Genomic DNA, 22,770 nt, shown 5'->3' on the forward strand with positions numbered 1-22,770 from the left:
ACCCCCGATGGCGAAGAAGTCGAAGATCGCAAAGAACGAACAGCGCAAAATCATTGTTGCGCGCTACGCGGAGCGGCGGGCCGAACTGAAAGAGGTCATCCGCCGCCCGTCGAGCAGCGATGACGAGCGCGCGCAGGCGCAGACGGCACTGCAGCGTCTACCCCGGGACTCGAGTCCGGTACGATTGCGCAATCGAGACGCTGCGGATGGACGTCCGCGCGGCCACCTGAGGAAGTTCGGGCTCTCTCGCGTGCGTGTTCGCGAGATGGCACACCGCGGGGAGCTGCCAGGCGTCCACAAGTCGAGCTGGTAAAGGAAGAAGATGGCAGTCAAGAGAGCACCGTCGAAGAAGCCGCGTCCCGTCGAGGGACGCAAGCCGAAGAAGAACCCGTTGTTCGCGGCGAAGATCGAGTACGTCGATTACAAGGACATCAACCTTCTCCGCACGTTCATCTCCGATCGCGGCAAGATCCGTAGCCGCCGCGTGACGGGCCTGACCCCGCAGCAGCAGCGCCAGGTTGCCGTCGCCGTCAAGAACGCTCGCGAGATGGCCCTGCTGCCTTTCACCAGCCGGTAGCAGCTTCTTCGCAGACAACCGAAGGCCGCGTAGTCCACGGACTACGCGGCCTTCGGCGTATTCCGAGCGGAGCTAGCCGAGCATCGCCTGCATCTCGGCAATCTCCCGCTGCTGAGCGCTCACGATGCCGGTGGCGAGTTGCTTGGCATCGGGATTCTCGCCCTCCGCCAGTTCGGTGTCGGCCATCTCGACGGCGCCCTCATGGTGCTCGATCATCATCGTCAGCCACATCCGGTCGAACTCGGGCCCCGACATGCCCATCAAGGTGGACATGTCGTCTTCGGACATCATTCCGTCGCCCGACCCGTGGTCCATCCCTTCGTGACCGGTGGACGTCGGAGCGGGGTTACCCGACTGAGCGAGCAACCCGGTGATCTGATCCATCTCCGGTGCCTGAGCGGCCGCGATCCGCTGGGCGAGCGCCAGCAGTTCGGCGTTGTCGGTGCGGTCGTCGACCATCTCGGCCATCTGCACCGCCTGCGCATGATGCGGATACATGCCGCGCAGGAACGTGACGTCGGCGTCGTTGAACTGTGCTTCGGCCCCGCTGCCGGCCTCGGCCGAGATCGACAGGGAGTGGGACGTCGACGAGGCGCCCGAACTGCTCGGGTCGGACGAGTCGGTGCCGCAGCCGGCGAGGACGAGCGCGGCGCCGGCCGCCGCGGCAATGAAAGCTGCATGGGTGGTACGCATGGAAAATCTCCTCATGGACATGCTTCGGGAAAGTGGCAGCAAGATCCGCCGGAGCCCTGAGCTCCGGACTCCCCGTCACACCCGCAGTATCGACAGCTGCGCCAATGACAACACGGTCCACGCCGGTGGTCCACGTCCGGACTGCACTCGGTCGACGCTTACCCGCGACGTCGGCGACGGCGCCTCGGCACCGGCCACGCAGGGCACCGTCGCACGCGTGAGCGCCGGTGCCACGACGACCACGCCGGCGCAGTGGTGTCCGTTGGGGTGCGACTGTTCGCACTCGTTTCCCGTGCAGTCGTGGCCATGGTTCGTGCCGGGGTCGTACGAGGCGGCCACGGCATGCAACGAACCGTCATGAGCCGGAGCGGAAGCGGCGGTGAAACTGTGCATCACAAGGACCGCAGCCGCCACCGTGACCAGCAACGCAATGCGTGCGGTGGGCGCACGCCTTCGTCTCGCCGCCGGGGTCATGACTTCCACTGTAGCGGCACATACCCGCCAGGGGTATGACGGTGACACCGAGCCTTTGGTCGCACTCGCATGCGCTCAGAGCGACGACAGGATATCGAGCCCCTGCTGCTCGAGGCCACCGATGGTGTTGGTGAGGATGACCAATCCGCGCTCGCCGCGCCGATCGAGAACCACGGTGCACTGGAAGCCGCCCGTCGCCCCGCCGTGGAGCGTGTACTCGCGCCCCTCGAACGGCACCACCGACCACGTCAATGCCCGGTAGGTGTTGCCGATCCACCGCTGGTCCATCGCGGCGCTGCCCGGCACCGTGCCGTCGATAAGCTGCCGTACGTAGCCCGCCATATCCGCCGCCGTGGACCGCAGCCCGCCGGCGGGAGCGTAGGCGTCGAGCGGCCACGGTTCCTGCGATCGATGCAGTACGTCGAATCCGCGGGTGGCGTCGGCGGGCAGGTCTGCCGCAGTCAGCGGTAACCAGGTATCCGACAACCCGAGCGGTACCAGCATCCGTTCGCGTAGGAGCGACGGATAGTCGGTGCCGGCTGCCGCGGCCAACGCCTGACCGAGCAACGCGAAACCGACCGTCGAATACGCGTAGGTTCCGCGACTGCCGAGCTGCGCCGACTGCACCTGCTGCAGCAGCGCCTCCCGGTCGTATGTGAAGGGATTGGTCGCGGACACCCAGTGGCCCACCGCCACAACGGCATCGGTGGTCATCGGAAACTGTGCCAGTCCCGACGTGTGCGTGGCCAATTCGAGCAGGGTCACGTCGGCGACCGGCGCACCCCGCAGCGGCAGCAATTCTCCGACGGTGGTGTCCTCCCGCACCTCACCGCGCGCCACCGCGTCGACGAACAGCTGCGCGGTGAACGTCTTGGTGAGAGAACCTATCTCGTACTCGGTGTCGTCGGCCGCACCGAAGTGGGCGAACCGGGTTCCGGACGCGTCCACGTATGCGACACTGGCGTTTTCGCGATAGGTGCGGCTCAGAACGTGTCCGGCGAGCGACACCAATTGCGGGTCACCGCTCGACGGGGGCGCCAGCGCAGACGTAGCGGGAGCCGTGACCGCCGTGAGAACGCAGGCGCAGAACAGCGCGCACAAAATGGTCGTCCGACGCAGCATCGCAACTCCTCGCGCACGTCCGAACGCACGTGCCTCTGCCGGTTCCCGCTCGAGCCTATTGTCACCCACCGGAAAGGCCCCCACTAGACTTCGGACGGTTTGCCGACAAGAGGCTCACCGGTCGAGGAGGTGCCCCGCAGCGTGTCGGGAATAGTTGCGGGATTCACCGTCATCTTCGTGATCATCGCGATCGGCTACATTCTCGGCCGGCGTGGAACGCTCGGAGCGGAGGGCGAATCCGTCCTGGGCAGGCTGGTGTTCTTCGTCGCGACACCGGCGCTGCTGTTCGATTCGCTTGCATCGTCCGACCTTTCCGTGATCTTTTCGCCGACGCTGGCCGTCGCTGCTGCGACCGCTTTGACAGTCGGCGCACTGTACATGGTGGTGGCACGGGTATGGCTGCGCAGGTCGCTACCGGAGCTGACGATCGGGGCGTTGTCGGCGTCGTACGTCAATTCCGCGAACCTGGGCATTCCCATTGCGGTGTTCGTGCTCGGTGATGCGTCGTTCGTGGCCCCACTGCTCCTGTTCCAGATAATCGTGTACTCGCCGATCGCGTTGACCATCTTGGACATCACCACGTTGCGCAGGAGCGCATCGCGACTCGAGACCGTAACCGCACCGTTCAAGAATCCGATCGTCGTGGCCGGCGCCGCGGGACTGGTGCTCGCCCTCGTCGACTGGACCCCGCCCGAAGCGGTGATGCAACCGTTCCGGCTCATCGGCGGCGCCTCCGTACCGGGTGCCCTGCTCGCCTTCGGTATCTCGCTGTACGGGGTGCGCGTCCTCGAAAAGGGAACGAGTCCACGCCGGGACGTCGCACTGGCGTCGGTGCTCAAGATCGGCGTGCAACCCGTCCTCGCGTACCTGATGGCGCGATACCTACTCGGCCTCGAGGGACACGAATTGTTCGCGATCGTGGTTGTGTCGACCCTGCCGACGGCGCAGAACGTCTTCGTCTACGCCAGCCGGTACCGGTGCGGAACGGTGCTGGCGCGCGACACGGCCTTCGTCACCACTTTGGCGGCGATTCCGGCAATTGCGCTGGTCTCGGGACTGCTCGCGTGACGGGGTTACCGTGGCTTATGCGCGTAATCGCCCTCGCAGTGCTGGCCTGCCTCGCCGTCGCCGGATGCGGGTCCACCTCGAGCACCGACGAACCGACGATTCCCCCCGAGATCGCATCCGCCGTCGACCCGAGCCCGACCCATCCGTCGTCCGGGATGCCCGTGCCCAGCGAGGTACCCGGCGAGGAATTCGGTACGGTGTTCACCGCCCGGCCCGACATCGTCCGCGCCCATCCGACCCCGTTCGAGTCGTGGTCCCGCGCCGACGGCAACAAGGTCGCGATCCATTTCGTCACCGGAACGCCAGAGTGTTACGGCGCCGATGCGACCGTCACCGAGACGGACACCACCGTCACCATCTCCCTACGCACCGGAAGCCTGCCGGAGTCGGCCGACAAGATGTGCATCCTGGTCGCAGTGTTCGGCACGCTCGAGGTGCCTTTGCAGGCGCCGCTCGGCGATCGTCGGGTGATCAACGGGTGAGCCGTTGAAGCACTGGTTCCTCAACGTCTGCATCGCCACCGCACTACTCCAGGCCGTCTATCACGCCGTCCGCGTTCTCGTCTCGTACCGTGTCCTCGCACTCGGCGGTGACGCGGTCACTATCGGAATCGTGACGGCCCTGTTCTCGCTGGCACCCCTGCTCGTCGCGGTCCGCATCGGGCGGGCGGTCGACCAGCGGCACGCGGCCGCAGTCCTGCGTACCGGCGTGGCGCTCACGACACTCGGTGTCGTGGTGATCGCGCTCAGCAACGACCTGATCGTGCTCGGCGTGGGCAACGTGGTCCTCGGGTTCGGCCAGATCCTCGTCACCGTGGCCGGGCAGGGATTCATCACCTTGCTGTCGAAACCGGGCGAGCTGGACAAGGGGTTCGCGGGCCTGACCCTCGGCGTGTCGGTCGGTCAGGCCGTCGGCGTGCCGGTCGTGGGGCTGATCGCGGCCCGCAGCTCGGACGGCGGTCCGGTGCAGACCACTCTCGCGCTGGCGGTCATGGCCGCGGTGTCGCTGGCGTCGATTCCGTTCGCGTGGCCGATCCGCGAGCGTCCGCAGTCCAGGAAGCCGGCCGCGAAAGACCAGCAGCAATCCGTCGCGAGCATGATCTCGACGTCCGGTATGCGACCCGCGGTGTTCAGCAGCCTCATCGTCCTCGCCTCCGTCGACGTCGTCGTGGCCTATCTGCCCGTGCTGGGCCACGAATTCGGTTTCAGCGTTCTCCTGGTGTCGTTGCTGCTCACCGCGCGCACCGCGGCATCGATCGTGTCCCGGGCGTTTCTGCCGTGGCTGCTCACCCGGGCACCGCGACAGCGACTGCTCGTCTCCGCGACATTGTGTTCGGCGCTGCCCACCGCGCTCCTGCCGTTCGTCCGCGATCCGTGGTGGATGGCCTTGCTCCTGGTGGTGGCCGGCTTCTTCTGGGGCATCGGGCAACCGCTGACGATGACCTGGGTGACCGGCCTCGTCACCGGCCCCAACCGGGCGGCCGCGTTGTCTCTGCGCCTGACCGGTAACCGCCTGGGCCAGGTGCTGATCCCCTTGGCCGCAGGCGCTATGGCCGGTGTCGCGGGCACGGCGTCGATCTTCGTGATCACCGGAGGTCTTCTGGGCACGGCGGCGGTGTCCACCTGGCGAGCCGTGCGTACTTCATAACCACCCGCGGTTAACAAGTACTCACGGGTGCCTAAATGTCGCACCGGCCGGTGTTCGACGCTCCACTTCGTCGGCTGTGGCGTGCGTCTCTCCTCGGCAGACTTGTCCCCAGTCACGCGTTTGCCAGATCAGGGGTCAGGAGCCACACGATGAGCTTTACCGGTGTCATTCCGAGCACGACCGACACTCCTCGTCCACATCAGGACGAGCGCGCCGAATCGAGCGCGGTACAGGCATCGGGCGACATCACTCCGCAGCTACGTTTCCTCGACCCCGCCGACACCGGGTCCGGGCGGGCGGCCGTGATGGTCTGGCCGCAGGCTCCCCTGCTCGCGGAACTCGTCGCGCTCTTCGCCGACCTCGGTTTGCGGGTTGCCTCCCATGAGCAGCTTCCCGCCGCCGAATCCAGCGAGACGGTAGTGCACCGCTTCGATTTCAGCACCGACGGCTCCACCTGGGACAGCACGACTCCCGGCCTCGTCTCCGCCGCGTTCGGGGCCGCGGCCGCGGGACATTTGGAGGTGGACGGATTTACCCGTCTCATTCCGGCCGCCAACGTGTCGTGGTCCGACGCCGTCCTGATTCGTGCGGCCTGCCGTTATCTCCGCCAGGTGGGACTCGGACTGTCGGAGCCGAACATCGTGGCAATCCTGTTGCACAACAGTAGTTTTGTGCGCGGGTTCGGCGCACTGTTCGCGGCTCGCTTCGATCCTGCGCGGACCGATCGGGGCACGGCCGTCGCGGATGCGGAGAAGATCCTCCTCACCGCCATCGAGAAGACAACGACGTTGGACGAGGACCGCTTGCTGCGCGGCATGTTGTCGTTCATCTCGGCCGTACTGCGCACCAACTGGTTTCAGCACGACCGCACGGCGGGAGCCGGCACCGCGGCGGCGTTCAAGATCGATCCTGCGCTGCTGTCGCTGTCCGCTCCCGTCACCCCGTACCGGGAGATCTTCGTGCACTCTCGGATAGTGGAGGGCAGTCACGTGCGCAGCGGCACGGTGTCCCGCGGCGGTCTGCGCTGGTCGGACCGCAAGGACGACTTCCGCACCGAGGTACTGGGACTGATGAAGACGCAGCACGTGAAGAACTCGCCGATCGTTCCGATGGGTGCGAAGGGCGCGTTCGTCGTGCGCACCGATCCGGCTCCCGATGCTGTGCGGCAGGCGTACACGACCTTCATCGAGGGACTGCTCGACGTCACCGACAACATCGTCGACGGCGAGGTGGTGCACCCCCGCGACACCGTGATCTACGACGGCGACGATCCGTATCTGGTGGTGGCCGCCGACAAGGGCACGGCGCGGTTCTCCGACCTCGCCAACAGTATTGCGGTGCGCCGCGGTTTCTGGCTCGGCGACGCCTTCGCCTCCGGAGGTTCGGCGGGTTACGACCACAAGGCGATGGGTATCACCGCACGCGGTGGATGGGTTTCGGTACGGAGACATTTCGCCGAGATGGGCAAGAACGTCGACACCGACGCGTTCACCGTGGTGGGAATCGGCGACATGTCCGGGGACGTCTTCGGCAACGGCATGCTGCTCAGTCGCGCGATCCGCCTCGTCGGCGCCTTCGACCACCGGCACATCTTCCTCGACCCCGACCCGGATTCCGAAGCGTCCTACCGCGAGCGCGAACGACTGGCCGCACTGCCGGGAAGCAGCTGGGACGACTACGACCGCGACGTGGTGTCCGCCGGTGGCGGGGTGTGGCCCCGGACCACCAAGACGATTCCGCTGTCTCCTCGGGTGCGCGAACGGCTCGGCGTCGAGGAAGCCGAACTGCCCCCGCACGAGGTGGTGAAGGCCCTGCTCACGGCCGAGGTCGATCTGTTGTGGAACGGCGGAATCGGAACCTACGTCAAGGCGTCCGCGGAAAGCCATGCCGATGCTGCCGACCCGGCCAACGACTCCGTCCGCGTCGACGCCGACATGCTGCGCGCCGCAGTGGTCGGCGAGGGCGGGAACCTCGGGTTCACCCAGCGGGCCCGCATCGAGTATGCGCTGAGGGGCGGCCGGATCAACGCGGACTTCATCGACAACGCCACCGGTGTCGCCACCTCCGATCGCGAAGTGAACCTGAAGATCGCGGTGGACGCGGCGGTAGCGGCCGGAGAACTGCCTGCCGCGGAGCGGAACTCACTCCTCGCTCGCGTCCAGGACGAGATTGCCGAGTCGGTGCTGGCCGACGCGTCGGCCCAGACCCTCGCGATCAGCCTCGCCGAGGTGCACGCCCCCTTCCTCCTCGGACGTCATGAACGGCTGATCGAAAACCTCGAACGGGACGCAGGACTCAGTCGATCCGCCGAGGTCCTCCCGACCGCAACGGAACTGACTGCACGACACCGCGCCGGGCAGGGACTGGTCCGTCCCGAGATCGCCGTCCTGTTGGCACAGTCCAAGAATCTCGTCGTCACGGAACTACTCGCCTCCCCGGTCCTCGATGACGCGGTGTTCGACGGCGTCCTGGCGGACTACTTTCCCGCACCCATCCGGGAGCGGGTACCGCAGCAGATCAGCGGACACCGACTGGCCCGCGAGATCGTCGCCGTGCTCGTCGCAGGCGACATGATCGACCGGGTGGGACCCGGACTGATCCATCGCCTGGAGGAGCGCCTCGGTGTCGGCACCCCCGACATCACGAGCGCCTACGCGGTGGTGCGGCAGGTGTTCGACATCGATCGCCTGTGGGACCAGGTACTCGCCTTGCCGGGTGCCTCCCACCGCACGAGGTTGAATCTGCATTTCGGCATCCAGGACCTGATCGAGCGCACCACGTCGTGGCTCCTGCGGCACCGCACCGCGGACACCGACGCTCGCGCGTCGATCGAGCGATTCACCGACCCCGTCCGCGAACTGGCTACCGCCCTGCCCCGGCTGACCGGTTCACTCGCGCAGGACTTGAGCACGCTGCGCATCCTCGCGCAGGCGTTCGCACTCGAGGACACCGCACGCACGCTCGGCTTGCCGATCACCCAGGTTGCGGAAACCTATCGAGAATTCGGCAGGGTCATCGGCCTCGACTGGCTGTCGGAACGGTTCTCCGTCGGCGAGACCGGGACCGCCTACTGGGAGACGATGGCGGCGGCCGTCCTCGTCGACAACCTGCAGGAGCACTGGCACGCGCTGATCGGCTCGGTTCTGCGGGACGCCTCCCCCGACACCTCCGCGGCGGTCGCCGTCGCCGCCTGGCTCGACCGGCACCCGACGGCCGCGGAACGGCTGTCACACATGCTCGGCGAGCTCCGCAGTCGCGATCGGGTGGACAATTCGAATATCTGCGTGATCGATGCCGAGCTCACTCTCGCACTGACCCGCTGCCGATGACCCCTATCGCCGTAACCCCATACCTCACCACCGATCGAAGGAGTTCGAAAGTGCCCACTCTCCAGCGAGATGTCGCCATTGTCGGTGCCGGCCCGTCCGGGCTGGCCGCCGCGACCGCACTGCGCAAGGCAGGCCTGTCCGTCGCAGTCCTCGAGGCGCGCGACCGCGTCGGAGGACGCACCTGGACCGACACGATCGGCGGGGCCACACTCGAAATCGGCGGCCAATGGGTCTCACCCGATCAGACGGCGCTGATCTCCTTGCTGGACGAACTCGGCCTCGAGACGTTCGACCGCTACCGCGAGGGCGAATCCGTCTACATCTCGGCCGCCGGGAAGCGCACCCGCTACACCGGTGAATCGTTTCCCGTCGACGAGACGACGCGGAAGGAGATGGACCGCCTGATCTCCATTCTCGACGACCTCGCCGCGCAGGTCGGCGCAGAGGAGCCCTGGGCGCATCCCCGTGCCCGCGAGCTCGACACCATCTCGTTCAAGCACTGGTTGATCGAGCAGTCCGACGACGCCGAGGCCCGCGACAACATCGGCCTGTTCATCGCCGGCGGCATGCTCACCAAGCCCGCGCACGCATTCTCCGCGCTGCAAGCCGTCCTGATGGCCGCGTCCGCCGGATCGTTCTCGCACCTCGTGGACGAGGACTTCATCCTCGACAAGCGCGTCATCGGCGGCATGCAGCAGGTGTCGATCCGGCTGGCCGCCGCGCTCGGGGACGACGTGTTCCTGAACGCACCCGTGCGCACCGTGCAGTGGAGCGAGCAGGGTGCCGTCGTTTCGGCCGACGGCGACGTCCGTGTAGAGGCGTCGCGGGTCGTGCTCGCGGTGCCGCCCAACCTGTACTCCCGGATCTCCTACGATCCGCCGCTGCCGCGCCGCCAGCACCAGATGCATCAGCATCAGTCACTCGGACTCGTCATCAAGGTGCACGCCGTGTACGAGACGCCGTTCTGGCGCGAAGACGGTCTGTCCGGCACCGGCTTCGGGGCCTCGGAGATCGTGCAGGAGGTGTACGACAACACCAATTACGAGGACACCCGGGGCACCCTCGTCGCGTTCGTGTCGGACGAGAAAGCCGACGCGATGTTCGAATTGAGCGAAGAGGAGCGTCGCGCCACCATTCTCGGCTCGCTCGCCCGCTACCTCGGACCGAAGGCGGCCGAGCCGGTGGTGTACTACGAGTCCGACTGGGGCTCCGAGGAATGGACGCGGGGCGCGTACGCCGCCAGCTTCGACCTCGGTGGCCTGCACCGGTACGGAAAGGACACACGAACCCCGGTCGGGCCGTTCCATTTCTCCTGCTCGGACATCGCCGCCGAGGGCTACCAGCACGTGGACGGCGCCGTCCGGATGGGTCAGCGCACCGCCGCGGATATCATCGCGCGCCTCGGACAGTAGGCCCCGGCGATCATCGCCCGGCAATCACGACTGCCGGGCGATGATCGCGAGCAGTAGTTCGGCGCGCACCCGCGCCACGTCCAGCCTGCAGTCGATCAGGGCTTCGATCCGCGCCATCCGGCTGCGCAGTGTGTGCCGGTGCACGCCCATCGCGGCGGCCGCCGACTCCCAATGCCCGTTCGCCTCGAGAAACGCCCGTAACGACCCCAGAAGCTCTGTGCCGTTGACGCGGTCGTAGTCGTCGATGGGCGCAATCATTATGTCCGCCAGCGAATTGAGTACTTCACGGGTCGCGCTGAACGCGAGTAGGGCACTGCCGGTGAGCGCCGCGAATTCCAGTGGTTCGGCCCCGGCTTCGGCCGCCGACGCCGCGAGTTGCGACTGCTCGATCGCCGCCACGACACCCGACAGCTCCCGTCGCCCGCTCAACCCGGCTCGGACCGCCTTTCGCGTGCCCGGGGGCAGCGCGCTCAGCATCGACCGTGCGAAGTCCACGTCGTCGGTTCCACGGAGAAGAACCGTGATCCGGGTGTCGTGGCGACGCGAGAAGAGCTGGCGCCCAACCGCGTCCATCGCCGCGGCGACCGCCGACTCCACCCGCTGCGCGAGTTCCAGAGTCTCGGCGACCACCGTCAGACCTCGTACCATCCCGTCGGCATCTGCCGCGCCCCGAATCTGCTCCCACGCAGGCGCCAGGTCGCGATCGTCGGTGAGCAGCAGACCGAGCGCGTGCGAATTGAGCTGATTCTGCGCGACGCGCAAGCGAGCGGGCTTCTCGAAGTCCAGCGCCAGCAGCGAATTGGCGTGACCCAGCAGAATCTGATCGACGTGGCTGAGCGCCGTCGGACTGATCACCGCCAAATGCCCGTGCGGGGTGCTTCCGACACTGATCTGCTGGACGGTGATGGAGGCCCCCGACCGCGCCAGCGACACGCTGCTCGACGCTCCACCCGTTCCTGCCGCCAGCACATCGCGCACTTCGTCGAGGACCTCGTCGTCCGGTCGCGCGGGATGGTGTTCGAGTACCCTGCCGGACAGATCGAGAAGTAGCACCGTGGCCGAGGTGGCCATCGCGAGTTCACGGACGGTGGAGCCGGTTCCGCCCGATATGACGGCCCGCGTCATTCGTGGCTGTGCCCGGGACGCCCGCAGGACCGACTCGTATTCTTGTTCGGCCAGACGGTTCATCACGCGTTTGACGACGGCGGCGAACGGGGTCGGCAACGGCACTTCCAGCAGCGGAAGACCGAGGTCGTCGGCCACGGCGACGAGGTCCTCCGGCACTTCCGGGTGCGACAGCCCCGTGCCGAATCCGACGGCGGCCACTCCCACGCCGTCGAGTCCGCGTAGATACCGGGCCCGGTCGGCCGCTGTCAGGGGCAGTCGCAGCCCGGTGGTGAGCAGCAGTTCCCCACCGGAGAGCCACCGGAACGGATCGGACAATTCGGTGGTGATGGCGAAGGTGATTTCGTTACCGAGGCCTGCGGCTCCGCCCCGGAGTTCGAGAGCCAGATCCGGCTGGGACAACATCCAGCGGACGGGAACGGTCATGTCGGGCTCCTGCGCGTTGCGGTCTGGTGTGTGCCACCTTGACCCGTCATCCCGGGAACATGGCTGGACAGATAGGCCATCGGAACCCGAGCATCGACTCCATTCTGTCAGAGGATTCGGTACCGGTGACCTCTACGGACACCGAAATACCATATTAACGAATTTCGTTCGTTTGAGGTCTTGCGCCTGGACCCGAGGCTCCGCATACTTAACGAATACGATTCGCTAAGTGATCCGCATCTCACCGGGAGAACGTCCCGCGAGCGGTCCGGCACACTACTCGAGACACGGAGTTCTCCTCGTGCAACCACCGGAAACCCCAAAAATTCGCGCCCTCCGCGTCCCCCTGACTGCCAGGAGCGGGATCGCCACGTTCAGTGTCTTCGTGGTCGGATACATGACCGCCAACCTTGTCCCGCTCATGATCATCGCGATGGTCGACGATCTCGGCGTCTCCCAGACGGTCGCCGGTGCCGTTCTGACGGGATCGTTGCTGGCATGTGCGCTGGTATGCCTCGCCACCACCCGATGGGCGGCCGGACAGTTCCGGCGGCGGCTCGGCCGGGCTGGCCTCGTCGTCATGGCAGCCGGGTTCGCGGCGGCAGCCGTCGTTCCGTCCGCACCGATCGCTTGCATCGCGACCGTCGTCGGAGGCCTCGGGGCCGGCGGTGCCGTCGCTGTCGGCGGCGCGGCGATGGCGGCGTTCACCAACCCGAACCGTGTCTCCGGGCTGAGCGGTCTCGTCAATCGCGTCGCCGTTACCGGTGTCCTCGCGCTGATCCCGATTCTCGGCACCCGGATGACCAACGCCTTCGGCATCGTGGCCGTACTCGCACTGGCCACTGCACTCACCATGACTTGGTTGCCGACGGCCCCCGACCTCGGGGCAGACACGACGAGAACCCGCGCCGAACTGCCCGAAGGGGTCACCCGGAGACGCGTCACGGTCGCCGGAGCGTCGCTGCTCGTGCTGTTCGCCGTCTGGGCGATCGGTGAGGACTCGTTGTGGGCGGTGTCCGGCATCATGGGATTCGAGCACGCGGGGCTGACCGAACAGCAGATGGGCTTGGCCCTGTCCGCATCGACTGCAGGTGGTATCGGTATCGCACTGATCCTCACCGCTCTGGGCTCCCGTCTCGGGCGCACGGTTCCCGTGGCCGTTCTGCTGGCACTAGGCGCCGCCCTCAAACTGGGCGCGTGCCTGACCACCGAGCCCACCACCTACCTGGTGCTCATCATTACGTGGAACACGGTCTACGCGGCGGCCTTCATCTACGTGGTGGCCATCGCGGCCGCACTGGATTCGTCCGGCCGCTGGTCCGCCCCACTACTCGGGACCTACCTGGTCGGCTCCGCGTTCGCCCCGCTCTTCGGCACTCTCGTCACCGAGGCCGTCGGTTATCCGTCGTTCGGTGTCATCGTGGCCGGGATCAGTCTCGTTCTGCTGCTGCCCATTACGGCGATCGCGTCTCTCTCTGCACGTACCGAAGCCACATCCCTCGCCGTAGGCCAGGATCCCACCGTGCGTTACACCACGTCGGTGATCGTCTGATGAATCCGATGGACAGGAAGAACACCATGACAGCGAAGGCCACCCACTACCGAGGCGGTCGAATCTTCACCGCCGCCGAGCCCGCGTGGGCGGAGTCGATGATCGTCGAGGACGGCCAACTGACGTACGTCGGGGATACGGTCACCGCAGACGCGCTGACCCGCGACGCCGACATCGTCGAACTCGACGGCGCTTTCGTGCTGCCCGGGTTCATCGACGCTCACACCCACCTGCTCATGATGGGGCAGTCGCTGCAGAAGGTGGATCTCCAGAGCGCCGTCGATCTGGCCGACATCCAGGATCGCATCGGGCGTTTCGCCGCCGACAATCCAGCGGCACCCCGAATTCTGGGGCGCAGCTGGCTGTTTCCGGCCCTCGGCGGCCGTCCGCCCACCCGGCGGATGATCGACGCGGTCGAAGCGGACCGCCCCGTGTACCTCGATTCCAACGACGTCCATTCCGTGTGGGTGAACACCGCAGCACTCCGCGAACTGGGGATCGACGACCACACCCCCGACCCCCTCGGCGGCCGGATCGAACGCGATCCCGCGACGGGCCACGCCACCGGGATGTTGTACGAAACGGCGGTGACCCAGATCGTGTGGCCCGCCCTCGCGAAGGTGGTCACCGACCACGAACGTGACGTCGCGATCGAGGCGGCGTTCGAGCGGTACCTGGCCGACGGCGTCACCGGAGCCGTCGACATGGCACTCGGTGCGGAGGAGGTGGCGGCGCTCGAGCGAGCCCTGGCAGCCGGGGACGGCACGTTGCCGCTTCGGGTAGCCGGGCACTGGCTCGTCACGCGAACCGATTCAACGGAGGAGAACGTCCGTCAGGTCCGCGAGGCCGCGACGTACGCCCAGCGTCTGCAGGGGCCGTGGCTGCGAATGGCCGGGATCAAGATCATCATCGACGGTGTCATCGACAGCTGCACCGCCACCATGAAGGAACCGTACTCCGACGGCACAAATGCCGAACCGATCTGGGATCTCGAGTCGCTGGCACCCGTGGTCACCGCGGCAGATGCCGCGGGACTCCAGGTGGCCATGCACGCCATCGGTGACGAGGCCTCGGAGATCGGGCTCACCGCGCTGGAAAAGGCAATCGCCGTTAACGGAATCCGGCCGCGTCGACACCGCATGGAACACCTCGAGACCATCACGAAAGACAACGTGCAGCGTCTGGCACAACTCGGTGTCGTCGCCTCGATGCAGCCGGTGCACGCCGACCCGGCGATCCAGGAGAACTGGCGCGCCGTTCTGGGTGACCACCGGGTCGAGCGGGCGTACCCCTGGCCCGAGATGACCTCGGCGGGCGCGGTCCTGGCGCTGGGTTCCGACGCCCCCACCGCACCGCATCCTCCGCTGCCCAACATGTACGTCGCGACGACGCGCAAGTCCGCGATCGATCCGACTCTGCCACCCAACCTTCCCGAGTACGCGCTCCCGATGGCGGACGCACTGGCGCACGCGACCCGTGACGCTGCCTACTCGTGCTGCTGGGACGACCTCACCGGGCAACTCGTCGCCGGCAAGGCGGCCGATTTCGTCGTCCTCGACGGAAACCCGTTCACCGAGGGCACCGGCTCGTTGCTCACCTCCCGCGTCGGGCTGACCGTCGTGGCGGGCCGGATCTGCCATCGAACCACTCCCCGGCCGCGCTGAAGGCTGGACAACTCGGCGCGCCAAGCGCTCTTGTTTTCACCATTTCGTCAGCTGCCACCACCTTGTGAGGCAGCGCACACTGACTACCAGATGCACTACGGACCCCGGCGAATGCTTGTCGGCGGGCCGTTCGCCCCCACGAGAGGAACGGTACGGATGTCGATCGACGTACTCCAGAACTACATCAATGGCGAGTTCGTCGCCTCGTCGACGACGGAGACCCTCGACTTGATCAATCCGGTGGACGAGAGTGTCGTCGGCCGTGCGCCGGTGTCCACCAAGTCCGATGTGGACGCTGCCGTCGAGGCGGCGGAGCGAGCCTTCATGTCTTGGGGCAAGACCACGCCGAGCGTGCGCCAGACGGCACTGCTGAAGCTGGCCGACGCGATCGAGGCGCACAGCGACGAACTCGTCGAGGCGGAGTGCCGCAACACAGGGCAGCCCAAACAGGTCATTGCCGACGAGGAGATCAAGGTCGGGGCAGATCAGCTCCGGTTCTTCGCCGGGGCGGCCCGCATGCTCGAGGGCAAGGCCGCTGGGGAGTACATGGAGGGATTTACGTCTTATGTGCGCCGCGAACCGATCGGCGTCGTCGGACAGGTGACCCCGTGGAATTACCCGTTCATGATGGCGCTGTGGAAAATCGGCCCCGCCCTGGCCGCCGGCAACACCATCGTCCTCAAGCCCAGCGACACCACCCCGAACAGCACCCTCGTTCTCGCCCGGTTGACCAAGGGCATCCTGCCGGATGGCGTGTTCAACGTGGTGCTGGGCAACGGGGAGACCGGTGCGACGCTAGTGGAACACCCCGCGCTCGGGCTCGTGTCGATCACCGGGTCGGTGCGCGCCGGCATCGCGGTGGCCGTTTCCGCCGCTCGGCAGCTCAAGCGCGCGCACCTCGAATTGGGCGGCAAGGCGCCTGCCATCGTGTTCGGTGACGTCGACATCGAGAAGACCGCCGACGGAATCGCCGAAGCGGCGTTCTTCAACGCCGGCCAGGACTGCACCGCGGCCACCCGCGTCCTCGTCCACGAGTCGATCCACGACCAGCTCGTCGATGCACTGGTCCGTAAGGCCGAGACGTTGAAGCCGGGACTCCCGGACGACCCGGACACGTTCTACGGTCCACTCAACAACATCAACCACTTCAACACCGTCAGCGCGAAGATTGCGGATCTGCCCGCCTCCGCCAAGATCGCCACCGGCGGCAGACGTTCCGGCGAGCAGGGCTTCTTCTTCGAGCCCACCGTGATCACCGGAGTCGACCAGCGCGACGACATCGTGCAGGAAGAGACGTTCGGGCCCATCCTCACCGTGCAAAGCTTCTCGGACGAGAAGGAGGCCGTGACCCTCGCCAACGACGTCCGGTACGGTCTGGCGTCGAGCGTGTGGACGCAGGATCACGGTGTCACGCAACGGCTCTCCGCTGCACTTGATTTCGGCGCCGTGTGGATCAACTGCCACATCCCGCTCGTCGCCGAAATGCCGCACGGCGGATTCAAGTACTCCGGCTACGGCAAAGACCTTTCCGGCTACGGCGTCGAGGACTACACCCGCATCAAGCACGTCATGAGCTCACACGACTGACCTCGACTCCCGTTTTCCCATCTACCGTCACGACCCTGAGGACTGCACCCTGATGAACGACATCCAGTACCGGCTGCCGCAGAAGCGAGCACTGGTCACCGAGCTTCCCGGCCCGAGGTCGGCGGCCCTCACCGCTCGCCGCCGCGCCACCGTGGCCGCGGGCGTCGGCTCGAGCGTGCCCGTGTACGCCGCGGACGCGGACGGTGGCGTCATTGTGGACGTCGACGGCAACTCGCTCATCGACCTCGGCTCCGGCATCGCCGTCACCAGCGTGGGAGCCTCGGATCCCGCTGTGGCCGAGGCAGTTCGGGAGCAGGTCGGACATTTCACCCACACCTGCTTCATGGTCACCCCGTACGAGGGTTACGTGCGGGTCGCGGAGGAACTCGCCGCCCTCACCCCCGGCGATCACGAGAAGCGGACCGTCCTGTTCAACTCGGGCGCCGAAGCGGTGGAGAACGCGATCAAGGTCGCCCGCCTCGCCACCGGACGCGACGCCGTCGTCGCATTCGACCACGCCTACCACGGCCGCACCAACCTGACGATGGCCCTGACCGCCAAGTCGATGCCCTACAAGGCCCACTTCGGTCCCTTTGCTCCCGAGGTCTACCGCCTCCCGATGTCGTACCCGTACCGCGATCAGGACGGGTTGACCGGCGAGCAGGCCGCCCAGCGGGCCATCAGCCAGATGGAGAAGCAGATCGGCGCCGATTCACTCGCGGCGATCATCATCGAGCCGATCCAGGGCGAGGGCGGATTCATCGTTCCGGCAGAGGGATTCCTCCCCACTCTGGTCGCCTGGGCGCGCGCCAACGGCGTCGTCTTCATCGCCGACGAGGTGCAGACGGGGTTCTCCCGCACCGGCGCCTGGTTCGCGTGCGAGCACGAGGACGTGGTCCCGGACATCATCACCATGGCCAAAGGCATGGCCGGCGGTATGCCCCTCTCCGCGATCACGGGACGGGCCGAACTTCTCGACAAGGTCCACCCCGGCGGACTCGGCGGCACCTACGGCGGCAATCCCGTCGCCTGTGCCGCCGCGCTCGCCGCCCTCGACACCATGCGGACATTCGACCTGCCGGGCCGGGCTCGGCACATCGCCGACCTCGTCCTGCCGCGGTTGCACGCCCTCGCCGCCGAGGTCGGTGTGATCGGTGACGTGCGCGGTCGCGGCGCCATGCTCGCGATGGAATTCGTCAAGCCCGGAACCACCGAACCGGACGCGGAGTTGACCAAGGCCATCGCCGCCCAGGCTCTCGAGCAGGGCGTCATCCTGCTGACGTGCGGTACCTACGGCAACGTGATCCGCCTCCTTCCCCCGTTGGTGATCGGCGACGACCTGCTCGAGGACGCGTTGACGGTCATCGAGCAGATAGTTCGTTCCTTCGTCTGACCCGTGCGCCTTTCTGGTTGCCATCGCTACCAGAAAGGCGCACGGGTGCGAAGCGCCCGCACCCCGACCAGAGGACTCCCATGACTGATTTCGAACGGCTCCGCACCACCCTGCCCACCGGCCTGTGGATCGACGGCGCCCAGACCGACCCGATCGACGGCGGCACCTTCCCGGTTTACGACCCCGCCACCGGCGAACACCTCGCAGACGTCGCCGACGCGGGCGGCAAGGACGCACTCCGCGCCCTGGACTCCGCCGCCGCCGCCGCGGACGAGTGGGCCGCCACCGCACCCCGGCAGCGGTCGATCATCCTGCGTTCGGCATGGGAGAAGGTCATCGAACGCACCGACGACCTCGCCCTCCTGATGACGATGGAAATGGGCAAGGCACTGCCGGAGAGCCGCGGCGAGGTGAACTACGGCGCCGAGTTCCTGCGCTGGTTCAGCGAGGAAGCCGTCCGTATCCAGGGCCGCTACACCACCTCCCCCTCCGGCAACGGACGGATCATGGTCACCAAGGTCCCCGTCGGCCCCACCCTGGCCGTCACCCCTTGGAACTTCCCGCTCGCCATGGGCACCCGCAAGATCGGTCCCGCCCTCGCCGCCGGCTGCACTATCATCGTCAAACCCGCCGAGGACACCCCGCTGACCATGCTGCTGCTCGCCGAGATCTTCGCCGACGCCGGCCTGCCCGCCGGTGTGCTCTCGGTGCTCCCCACCCTCGACGCCGCCGCCGTCACCGCACCTCTCCTCGCCGACCCGCGACTGCGGAAGGTGACGTTCACCGGCTCCACCCGCGTCGGCAAGATTCTCATCGAGCAGTCCGCCCAGCAGGTGCTGCGCACCTCGATGGAGCTCGGTGGCAACGCCCCGTTCGTCGTGTTCGACGACGCCGACATCGATGCCGCAGTCGACGGTGCGATGGCCGCGAAGATGCGCAACGGCGGCGAGGCCTGCACCTCCGCGAACCGCCTGATCGTCGCCAACTCGGTGCGCGAGGAATTCACCACCAAGCTCACCGAGCGGATCGCCGCACTCACCGTCGGGCCGGGCAGCCAAGACGGCACCGACGTCGGTCCCCTCGTCAACGACAAGCAACGTCGCAACGTGGCGTCCCTCGTCGACGACGCCGTCGCCGCGGGGGCCCGGGTCCGCACCGGCGGCAAGTCCGTCGACGGGCCCGGCTACTTCTTCGAGCCGACCGTCATCGACGAGGTACCCGCCGGCGCCCGCATCATCCGGGAGGAAATCTTCGGACCCGTCGCCGCCATCACCGGTTTCGACACCGAGGCCGAAGCTGTCGCCGCCGCGAACGACACCGAATACGGACTCGCCGCGTACATCTACACGCAGGACGTCGATCGCGCGTTCCGCGTCGCCGACAAGCTCGAGAGCGGCATGGTCGGCGTCAACCGCGGGGTGATCTCCGACGTCGCAGCACCCTTCGGCGGCGTCAAACAATCCGGGCTCGGCAGCGAAGGCGGCACCGAGGGCATCGAGGAATACCTCGAGACCAAATACATCGGCTTCGCGTAAACTCCCCGCCCCGAGCCAGATCGGAACCGTCAATGATGCGATTGGTCGTTGGATATCTCGCCACCCCCAGCGGGGAGGACGGTCTGGCCCTCGGGGCGCAGCTCGCCCGCAGTCTCGGTGCCCAGCTCGACATCTGCATGGTGCTCCCGCCGGACCGGACGGTCCCGGCGCGAGTCCCGGCCGAGACCGGCTACGACGACATCCTCGCCTCACGTGCCCAGCGCTGGCTGGAGGAGGCGAAGTCGTCGGTGCCGAGCGACATCGACGTGGACGTCCACCTCAGCTTCCACGAGTCATTCGCGCAGGGTCTCCTCGACGAGGTGACCCGGCTCGGCGCACAGGCCATTGTCGTCGGTGCCGCCGGCGACGGACTCCTGGGGCGGCACTCAATCGGTTCGGTGTCGACGGAGCTGCTGCACTCGGCACACGTTCCGCTGGCCCTGGCTCCGCGCGGCGCCCGGCATTCCACGGCCAAGCAGATCCGGGAGATCACCTGCGCACTCGGTACCCGCGCCGGCGCCGACGTGCTGCTGCGAACCGCGGTGAGAACCAGTGAACTCATGCAGGCACCCCTACGCCTGGTGTCGCTGGTGGCGCTGGACCCGCGGAACGACCTCCGCGACCACCGCGACACACCCGAGGACATCCGCGAACGCGCCGTCGCCCACGCACAGAGCACTCTCGACACGGCACGTTCCGCTCTGCCCGAAGAGTTTCCGATCTCCGTGCTGATAGCCGACGGCTCCACCGTGGAATCGGCGGTTCGCACACTCGACTGGCAGGACGGCGACCTCGTCATGGTCGGCTCCAGCCGCCTCGCCCAACCTCATCGACTGTTCCTGGGGTCCACCGCCGCCAAGATGCTCCGTGTCCTGCCGGTACCCATGGTCGTCGTACCGAAGCAGGAGTTCCCGCACAGTGAGTAGACCTTCCACCACACCCGCCCCGGATCCACGCTTGTTCCCCACCGGAGGTTCGACCATGACGAACGACGAAGTCGCACAGGGGCCCACCGCAGGCGGGGTGAGCGCCAAGGGCCTGGCCACCGGCACGGTCGGGACATTGTCCGGCGCGATTCTCGGAATTTCCTCCGTCGCACCTGGTTACACCCTCACGGCCAGCATCGGACTGATCGTCGCCGCGGTCGGACTGAAGATGCCCGCCATCTTCATCGCCGGATTCATTCCCATGTTCCTCACCGCCTACGCGTACCGTGAGCTGAACTCCGAATCACCGGACTGCGGTGCGTCTTTCACCTGGTCGACCAAGGCGTTCGGTCCGTACGTCGGATGGATGTGCGGCTGGGGAATGGTAATTGCCACCATCATCGTGCTGTCGAATCTGGCGGCGATCGCCGTCCAGTTCTTCTACCTTTTCATCGCCCGACTGTTCGACAGTCCGGGCATCGCCGATCTAGCCGGCAACAAAGTGGTCAACGTCGGCACCACACTCGTCTTCATCGGCATCGCAACGTGGATCGCGAGTCGCGGTATCACCACCAGTGAGCGCCTGCAGGTCGCACTCGTCGGCTTCCAGATGGTGCTCCTCATCGCCTTCGCCGTGGTCGCCCTCGTCCACGTCGGGGCAGGCGACTCGCCCGCGAACCTGTCGTTCGATCTCAGCTGGTTCGATCCATTCTCCGGACTTGCCATCGGCGCCTTCGTCATCGGTGTCACCGGCTCGATCTTCGCCTTCTGGGGATGGGACACCTGTTTGACCCTCGGCGAGGAATCGAAGAACCCCAAGAAGACTCCCGGTCGCGCGGGACTGCTGTGCGTCGCGACGATCCTGCTGACGTACCTGCTGGTGTCGGTCGCGGCGATGATGTATGCGGGAGTCGGCGAAGAGGGCCTCGGCCTCGGTAACCCGGACAACTCGGAGAACGTGTTCGGCGCTCTCGCAGATCCCGTACTCGGCAACTGGGGTGGCATGCTGCTGTTCCTCGCCGTGTTCGTCTCCTCGATCGCGAGCCTGCAGACCACCTTCCTCCCGGCAGCGCGCACGATGCTCGCCATGGGCGCGTACGGTGCGTTTCCGAAGAAGCTTGCCGAGGTGTCTCCCCGGTTCCTCGTGCCGTCCTACGCCACCGTCGTCGCCGGTGTGGTGACGGCCGTGTTCTACACAGTGGTCACCTTCCTGTCCGAGAGCGCCCTGCTCGACACCATTGCCGCGCTGGGAATCATGATCTGCTGGTACTACGGCATCACCGCGTTCGCCTGCGTGTGGTACTTCCGGGGACGGCTGTTCACCAGCGTCCGCAACGCTGTCTTCCGCTTCGTGTTCCCGCTGCTCGGCGGACTCATGCTGCTCGCGGTCTTCGTCATCTCGGTCGACGAGAGCATGAACCCCGAGAACGGGAGTGGCGCACAGATAGGCGGTATCGGACTCGTCTTCTACCTCGGGTTCGGCATTCTTCTTCTCGGTGCCGTCCTGATGGTGATCATGCGTTTCCGCAACCCTGCGTTCTTCCAGGGCCGAACCCTCACCCGCGAGACATCGGCGCTGCGGGACGAGAGCGATCTTGCCTCGGAGCCTGCGCCACCAAGCCTGCGATAAGGGTGCGCAGTCCGAACTCGAATGCTGCGTCGGCCCGTCCGGGGTTCGGTCCGGACGTTGCCAACGCTGCCCGCATCGGCTCGTTCGCCTCCGGGGCGGTCGCCCAGACCACCTCGGGGGCAGCGAGGTCGAGCGCGGAGCCCAGAACGAAGCTGTCGACCGTCGTGATGGCGTGGAGAACCTCCGCCGGTGAGAATCCGCCGTCCGAAAAGGCTTGCGCCAGCGCGTTGTACATTCCGAACGCCACACCGGATTGCACCGTGTGCGCGGTGAACAGTGGAATCAGCCGAGGATGCTCGGCGTAGTTGCGCCGATACTCGCGCGCCAGGGAAGCCACCGTCTCGCTCCACTTGCCGTCGGGGTCCGCCACCACGATGCCCGCCATCACGCGGGCGCGCATCAATTCGATGATCTCCGCCCGCCCCGACACGTGGTTGTACAGCGAGGAGGGCCGCACCTTCAGCCGCTCGGCGAGACCCGGCATCGTGAAGTCACCGGTGAGGTCCACCAGGCGAATGGCCGCTTCCGTGATGATCTCCGGTGACAGCAGCCGCTGTGATGGCCGTGGCATGAGTGCGCCCCCTCTGGTCGATGTTTCGCTGCCGATGGC

19 protein-coding genes are annotated in these 22,770 nt (G+C 66.8%); 14 read left to right on the plus strand and 5 right to left on the minus strand.

Annotation, left to right across the window (positions count from 1 at the left end; genetic code table 11):
• Nucleotides 1–7: 7 nt before the first annotated feature.
• Both rpsN and rpsR read left to right on the plus strand, forming a co-directional pair.
• Complete coding sequence (gene rpsN, locus CBI38_RS23345) at nucleotides 8–313, plus strand: 30S ribosomal protein S14 (protein ID WP_109332620.1); 306 nt, start codon at nucleotides 8–10, stop codon at nucleotides 311–313.
• 9 nt (nucleotides 314–322) lie between these two features.
• Nucleotides 323–577, plus strand: coding sequence for a 30S ribosomal protein S18 (gene rpsR / locus CBI38_RS23350; protein ID WP_005238639.1), 255 nt, complete (start codon nucleotides 323–325; stop codon nucleotides 575–577).
• A gap of 72 nt (nucleotides 578–649) precedes the next feature.
• Here the strand turns inward: rpsR and CBI38_RS23355 are convergent, their stop codons facing one another.
• The 3 genes from CBI38_RS23355 to CBI38_RS23365 all read right to left on the minus strand — a co-directional run bounded on the left by CBI38_RS23355 (nucleotide 650) and on the right by CBI38_RS23365 (nucleotide 2,866).
• Nucleotides 650–1,270: a DUF305 domain-containing protein gene (locus CBI38_RS23355; protein ID WP_109332621.1), complete on the minus strand. Its 621-nt coding sequence runs from the start codon at nucleotides 1,268–1,270 to the stop codon at nucleotides 650–652.
• A gap of 75 nt (nucleotides 1,271–1,345) precedes the next feature.
• The gene (locus tag CBI38_RS23360) at nucleotides 1,346–1,744 is read right to left on the minus strand and encodes a DUF6153 family protein (RefSeq protein ID WP_109332622.1); all 399 of its coding nucleotides are present in this window, start codon (nucleotides 1,742–1,744) and stop codon (nucleotides 1,346–1,348) included.
• 75 nt (nucleotides 1,745–1,819) lie between these two features.
• Nucleotides 1,820–2,866 carry a serine hydrolase domain-containing protein gene (locus tag CBI38_RS23365; RefSeq protein WP_109332623.1) on the minus strand — a complete coding sequence of 349 codons (1,047 nt, stop codon included), beginning with the start codon at nucleotides 2,864–2,866 and terminating at the stop codon, nucleotides 1,820–1,822.
• A gap of 141 nt (nucleotides 2,867–3,007) precedes the next feature.
• On the opposite strand from CBI38_RS23365, the gene CBI38_RS23370 reads away from it, so the two are divergent.
• From CBI38_RS23370 to CBI38_RS23390, 5 genes are all read left to right on the plus strand, one after another.
• A complete protein-coding gene (locus tag CBI38_RS23370) occupies nucleotides 3,008–3,934 on the plus strand; it encodes an AEC family transporter (protein WP_109332630.1) in 927 nt (308 codons plus the stop codon).
• Nucleotides 3,935–3,951: 17 nt separating this feature from the next.
• Nucleotides 3,952–4,416 (plus strand): hypothetical protein, encoded by a 465-nt coding sequence (locus CBI38_RS23375; RefSeq protein WP_109332631.1) that lies wholly within the window; start codon nucleotides 3,952–3,954, stop codon nucleotides 4,414–4,416.
• A 4-nt stretch (nucleotides 4,417–4,420) separates the two neighbouring features.
• A complete protein-coding gene (locus CBI38_RS23380; RefSeq protein WP_109332632.1) occupies nucleotides 4,421–5,581 on the plus strand; it encodes an MFS transporter in 1,161 nt (386 codons plus the stop codon).
• A gap of 149 nt (nucleotides 5,582–5,730) precedes the next feature.
• On the plus strand, nucleotides 5,731–8,910 hold the full coding sequence (locus tag CBI38_RS23385; RefSeq protein WP_109332633.1) for an NAD-glutamate dehydrogenase domain-containing protein: 3,180 nt from the start codon (nucleotides 5,731–5,733) through the stop codon (nucleotides 8,908–8,910).
• Between the two features lie 50 nt (nucleotides 8,911–8,960).
• A complete protein-coding gene (locus CBI38_RS23390; protein ID WP_109332636.1) occupies nucleotides 8,961–10,322 on the plus strand; it encodes a flavin monoamine oxidase family protein in 1,362 nt (453 codons plus the stop codon).
• Between the two features lie 24 nt (nucleotides 10,323–10,346).
• On the opposite strand, the gene CBI38_RS23395 is transcribed toward CBI38_RS23390, so the two are convergent.
• Entirely contained in the window at nucleotides 10,347–11,873 is a 1,527-nt protein-coding gene (locus CBI38_RS23395; RefSeq protein WP_109332637.1) for a PucR family transcriptional regulator, read from the minus strand.
• A 325-nt stretch (nucleotides 11,874–12,198) separates the two neighbouring features.
• Between CBI38_RS23395 and CBI38_RS23400 the strand changes: the two genes are divergently transcribed.
• The 7 genes from CBI38_RS23400 to CBI38_RS23430 all read left to right on the plus strand — a co-directional run bounded on the left by CBI38_RS23400 (nucleotide 12,199) and on the right by CBI38_RS23430 (nucleotide 22,160).
• The gene (locus CBI38_RS23400) at nucleotides 12,199–13,425 is read left to right on the plus strand and encodes an MFS transporter (protein WP_335743629.1); all 1,227 of its coding nucleotides are present in this window, start codon (nucleotides 12,199–12,201) and stop codon (nucleotides 13,423–13,425) included.
• Between the two features lie 26 nt (nucleotides 13,426–13,451).
• Nucleotides 13,452–15,089 (plus strand): amidohydrolase, encoded by a 1,638-nt coding sequence (locus tag CBI38_RS23405; protein WP_109335294.1) that lies wholly within the window; start codon nucleotides 13,452–13,454, stop codon nucleotides 15,087–15,089.
• Nucleotides 15,090–15,245: 156 nt separating this feature from the next.
• Nucleotides 15,246–16,676, plus strand: coding sequence for a gamma-aminobutyraldehyde dehydrogenase (locus CBI38_RS23410; RefSeq protein WP_109332638.1), 1,431 nt, complete (start codon nucleotides 15,246–15,248; stop codon nucleotides 16,674–16,676).
• 52 nt (nucleotides 16,677–16,728) lie between these two features.
• The gene (gene gabT, locus CBI38_RS23415) at nucleotides 16,729–18,069 is read left to right on the plus strand and encodes a 4-aminobutyrate--2-oxoglutarate transaminase (RefSeq protein WP_109332639.1); all 1,341 of its coding nucleotides are present in this window, start codon (nucleotides 16,729–16,731) and stop codon (nucleotides 18,067–18,069) included.
• A gap of 80 nt (nucleotides 18,070–18,149) precedes the next feature.
• The gene (locus CBI38_RS23420; RefSeq protein ID WP_109332641.1) at nucleotides 18,150–19,604 is read left to right on the plus strand and encodes an NAD-dependent succinate-semialdehyde dehydrogenase; all 1,455 of its coding nucleotides are present in this window, start codon (nucleotides 18,150–18,152) and stop codon (nucleotides 19,602–19,604) included.
• Nucleotides 19,605–19,639: 35 nt separating this feature from the next.
• Nucleotides 19,640–20,530: a universal stress protein gene (locus CBI38_RS23425; RefSeq protein WP_109335295.1), complete on the plus strand. Its 891-nt coding sequence runs from the start codon at nucleotides 19,640–19,642 to the stop codon at nucleotides 20,528–20,530.
• Nucleotides 20,531–20,585: 55 nt separating this feature from the next.
• Nucleotides 20,586–22,160: an APC family permease gene (locus CBI38_RS23430; protein ID WP_109332642.1), complete on the plus strand. Its 1,575-nt coding sequence runs from the start codon at nucleotides 20,586–20,588 to the stop codon at nucleotides 22,158–22,160.
• Here the strand turns inward: CBI38_RS23430 and CBI38_RS23435 are convergent.
• Entirely contained in the window at nucleotides 22,087–22,731 is a 645-nt protein-coding gene (locus CBI38_RS23435; protein WP_109335296.1) for a TetR/AcrR family transcriptional regulator, read from the minus strand. The genes CBI38_RS23430 and CBI38_RS23435 overlap by 74 nt on opposite strands.
• Nucleotides 22,732–22,770: the final 39 nt, after the last annotated feature.

It is taken from the genome of Rhodococcus oxybenzonivorans (assembly GCF_003130705.1).
GTDB lineage: Bacteria > Actinomycetota > Actinomycetes > Mycobacteriales > Mycobacteriaceae > Rhodococcus_F > Rhodococcus_F oxybenzonivorans.

Bases quoted from the DNA above. Each gene is read 5' to 3' on its own strand.
- CBI38_RS23385 (WP_109332633.1), top strand. From the start codon at position 5,731: ATGAGCTTTACCGGTGTCATTCCGAGCACGACCGACACTCCTCGTCCA.
- CBI38_RS23420 (WP_109332641.1), top strand. From the start codon at position 18,150: ATGACTGATTTCGAACGGCTCCGCACCACCCTGCCCACCGGCCTGTGG.
- CBI38_RS23365 (WP_109332623.1), bottom strand. From the start codon at position 2,866: ATGCTGCGTCGGACGACCATTTTGTGCGCGCTGTTCTGCGCCTGCGTT.
- CBI38_RS23435 (WP_109335296.1), bottom strand. From the start codon at position 22,731: ATGCCACGGCCATCACAGCGGCTGCTGTCACCGGAGATCATCACGGAA.
- CBI38_RS23395 (WP_109332637.1), bottom strand. From the start codon at position 11,873: ATGACCGTTCCCGTCCGCTGGATGTTGTCCCAGCCGGATCTGGCTCTC.
- gabT (WP_109332639.1), top strand. From the start codon at position 16,729: ATGAACGACATCCAGTACCGGCTGCCGCAGAAGCGAGCACTGGTCACC.
- CBI38_RS23405 (WP_109335294.1), top strand. From the start codon at position 13,452: ATGACAGCGAAGGCCACCCACTACCGAGGCGGTCGAATCTTCACCGCC.
- CBI38_RS23360 (WP_109332622.1), bottom strand. From the start codon at position 1,744: ATGACCCCGGCGGCGAGACGAAGGCGTGCGCCCACCGCACGCATTGCG.
- rpsR (WP_005238639.1), top strand. From the start codon at position 323: ATGGCAGTCAAGAGAGCACCGTCGAAGAAGCCGCGTCCCGTCGAGGGA.
- CBI38_RS23425 (WP_109335295.1), top strand. From the start codon at position 19,640: ATGCGATTGGTCGTTGGATATCTCGCCACCCCCAGCGGGGAGGACGGT.
- CBI38_RS23410 (WP_109332638.1), top strand. From the start codon at position 15,246: ATGTCGATCGACGTACTCCAGAACTACATCAATGGCGAGTTCGTCGCC.
- CBI38_RS23430 (WP_109332642.1), top strand. From the start codon at position 20,586: ATGACGAACGACGAAGTCGCACAGGGGCCCACCGCAGGCGGGGTGAGC.
- CBI38_RS23375 (WP_109332631.1), top strand. From the start codon at position 3,952: ATGCGCGTAATCGCCCTCGCAGTGCTGGCCTGCCTCGCCGTCGCCGGA.
- CBI38_RS23355 (WP_109332621.1), bottom strand. From the start codon at position 1,270: ATGCGTACCACCCATGCAGCTTTCATTGCCGCGGCGGCCGGCGCCGCG.
- rpsN (WP_109332620.1), top strand. From the start codon at position 8: ATGGCGAAGAAGTCGAAGATCGCAAAGAACGAACAGCGCAAAATCATT.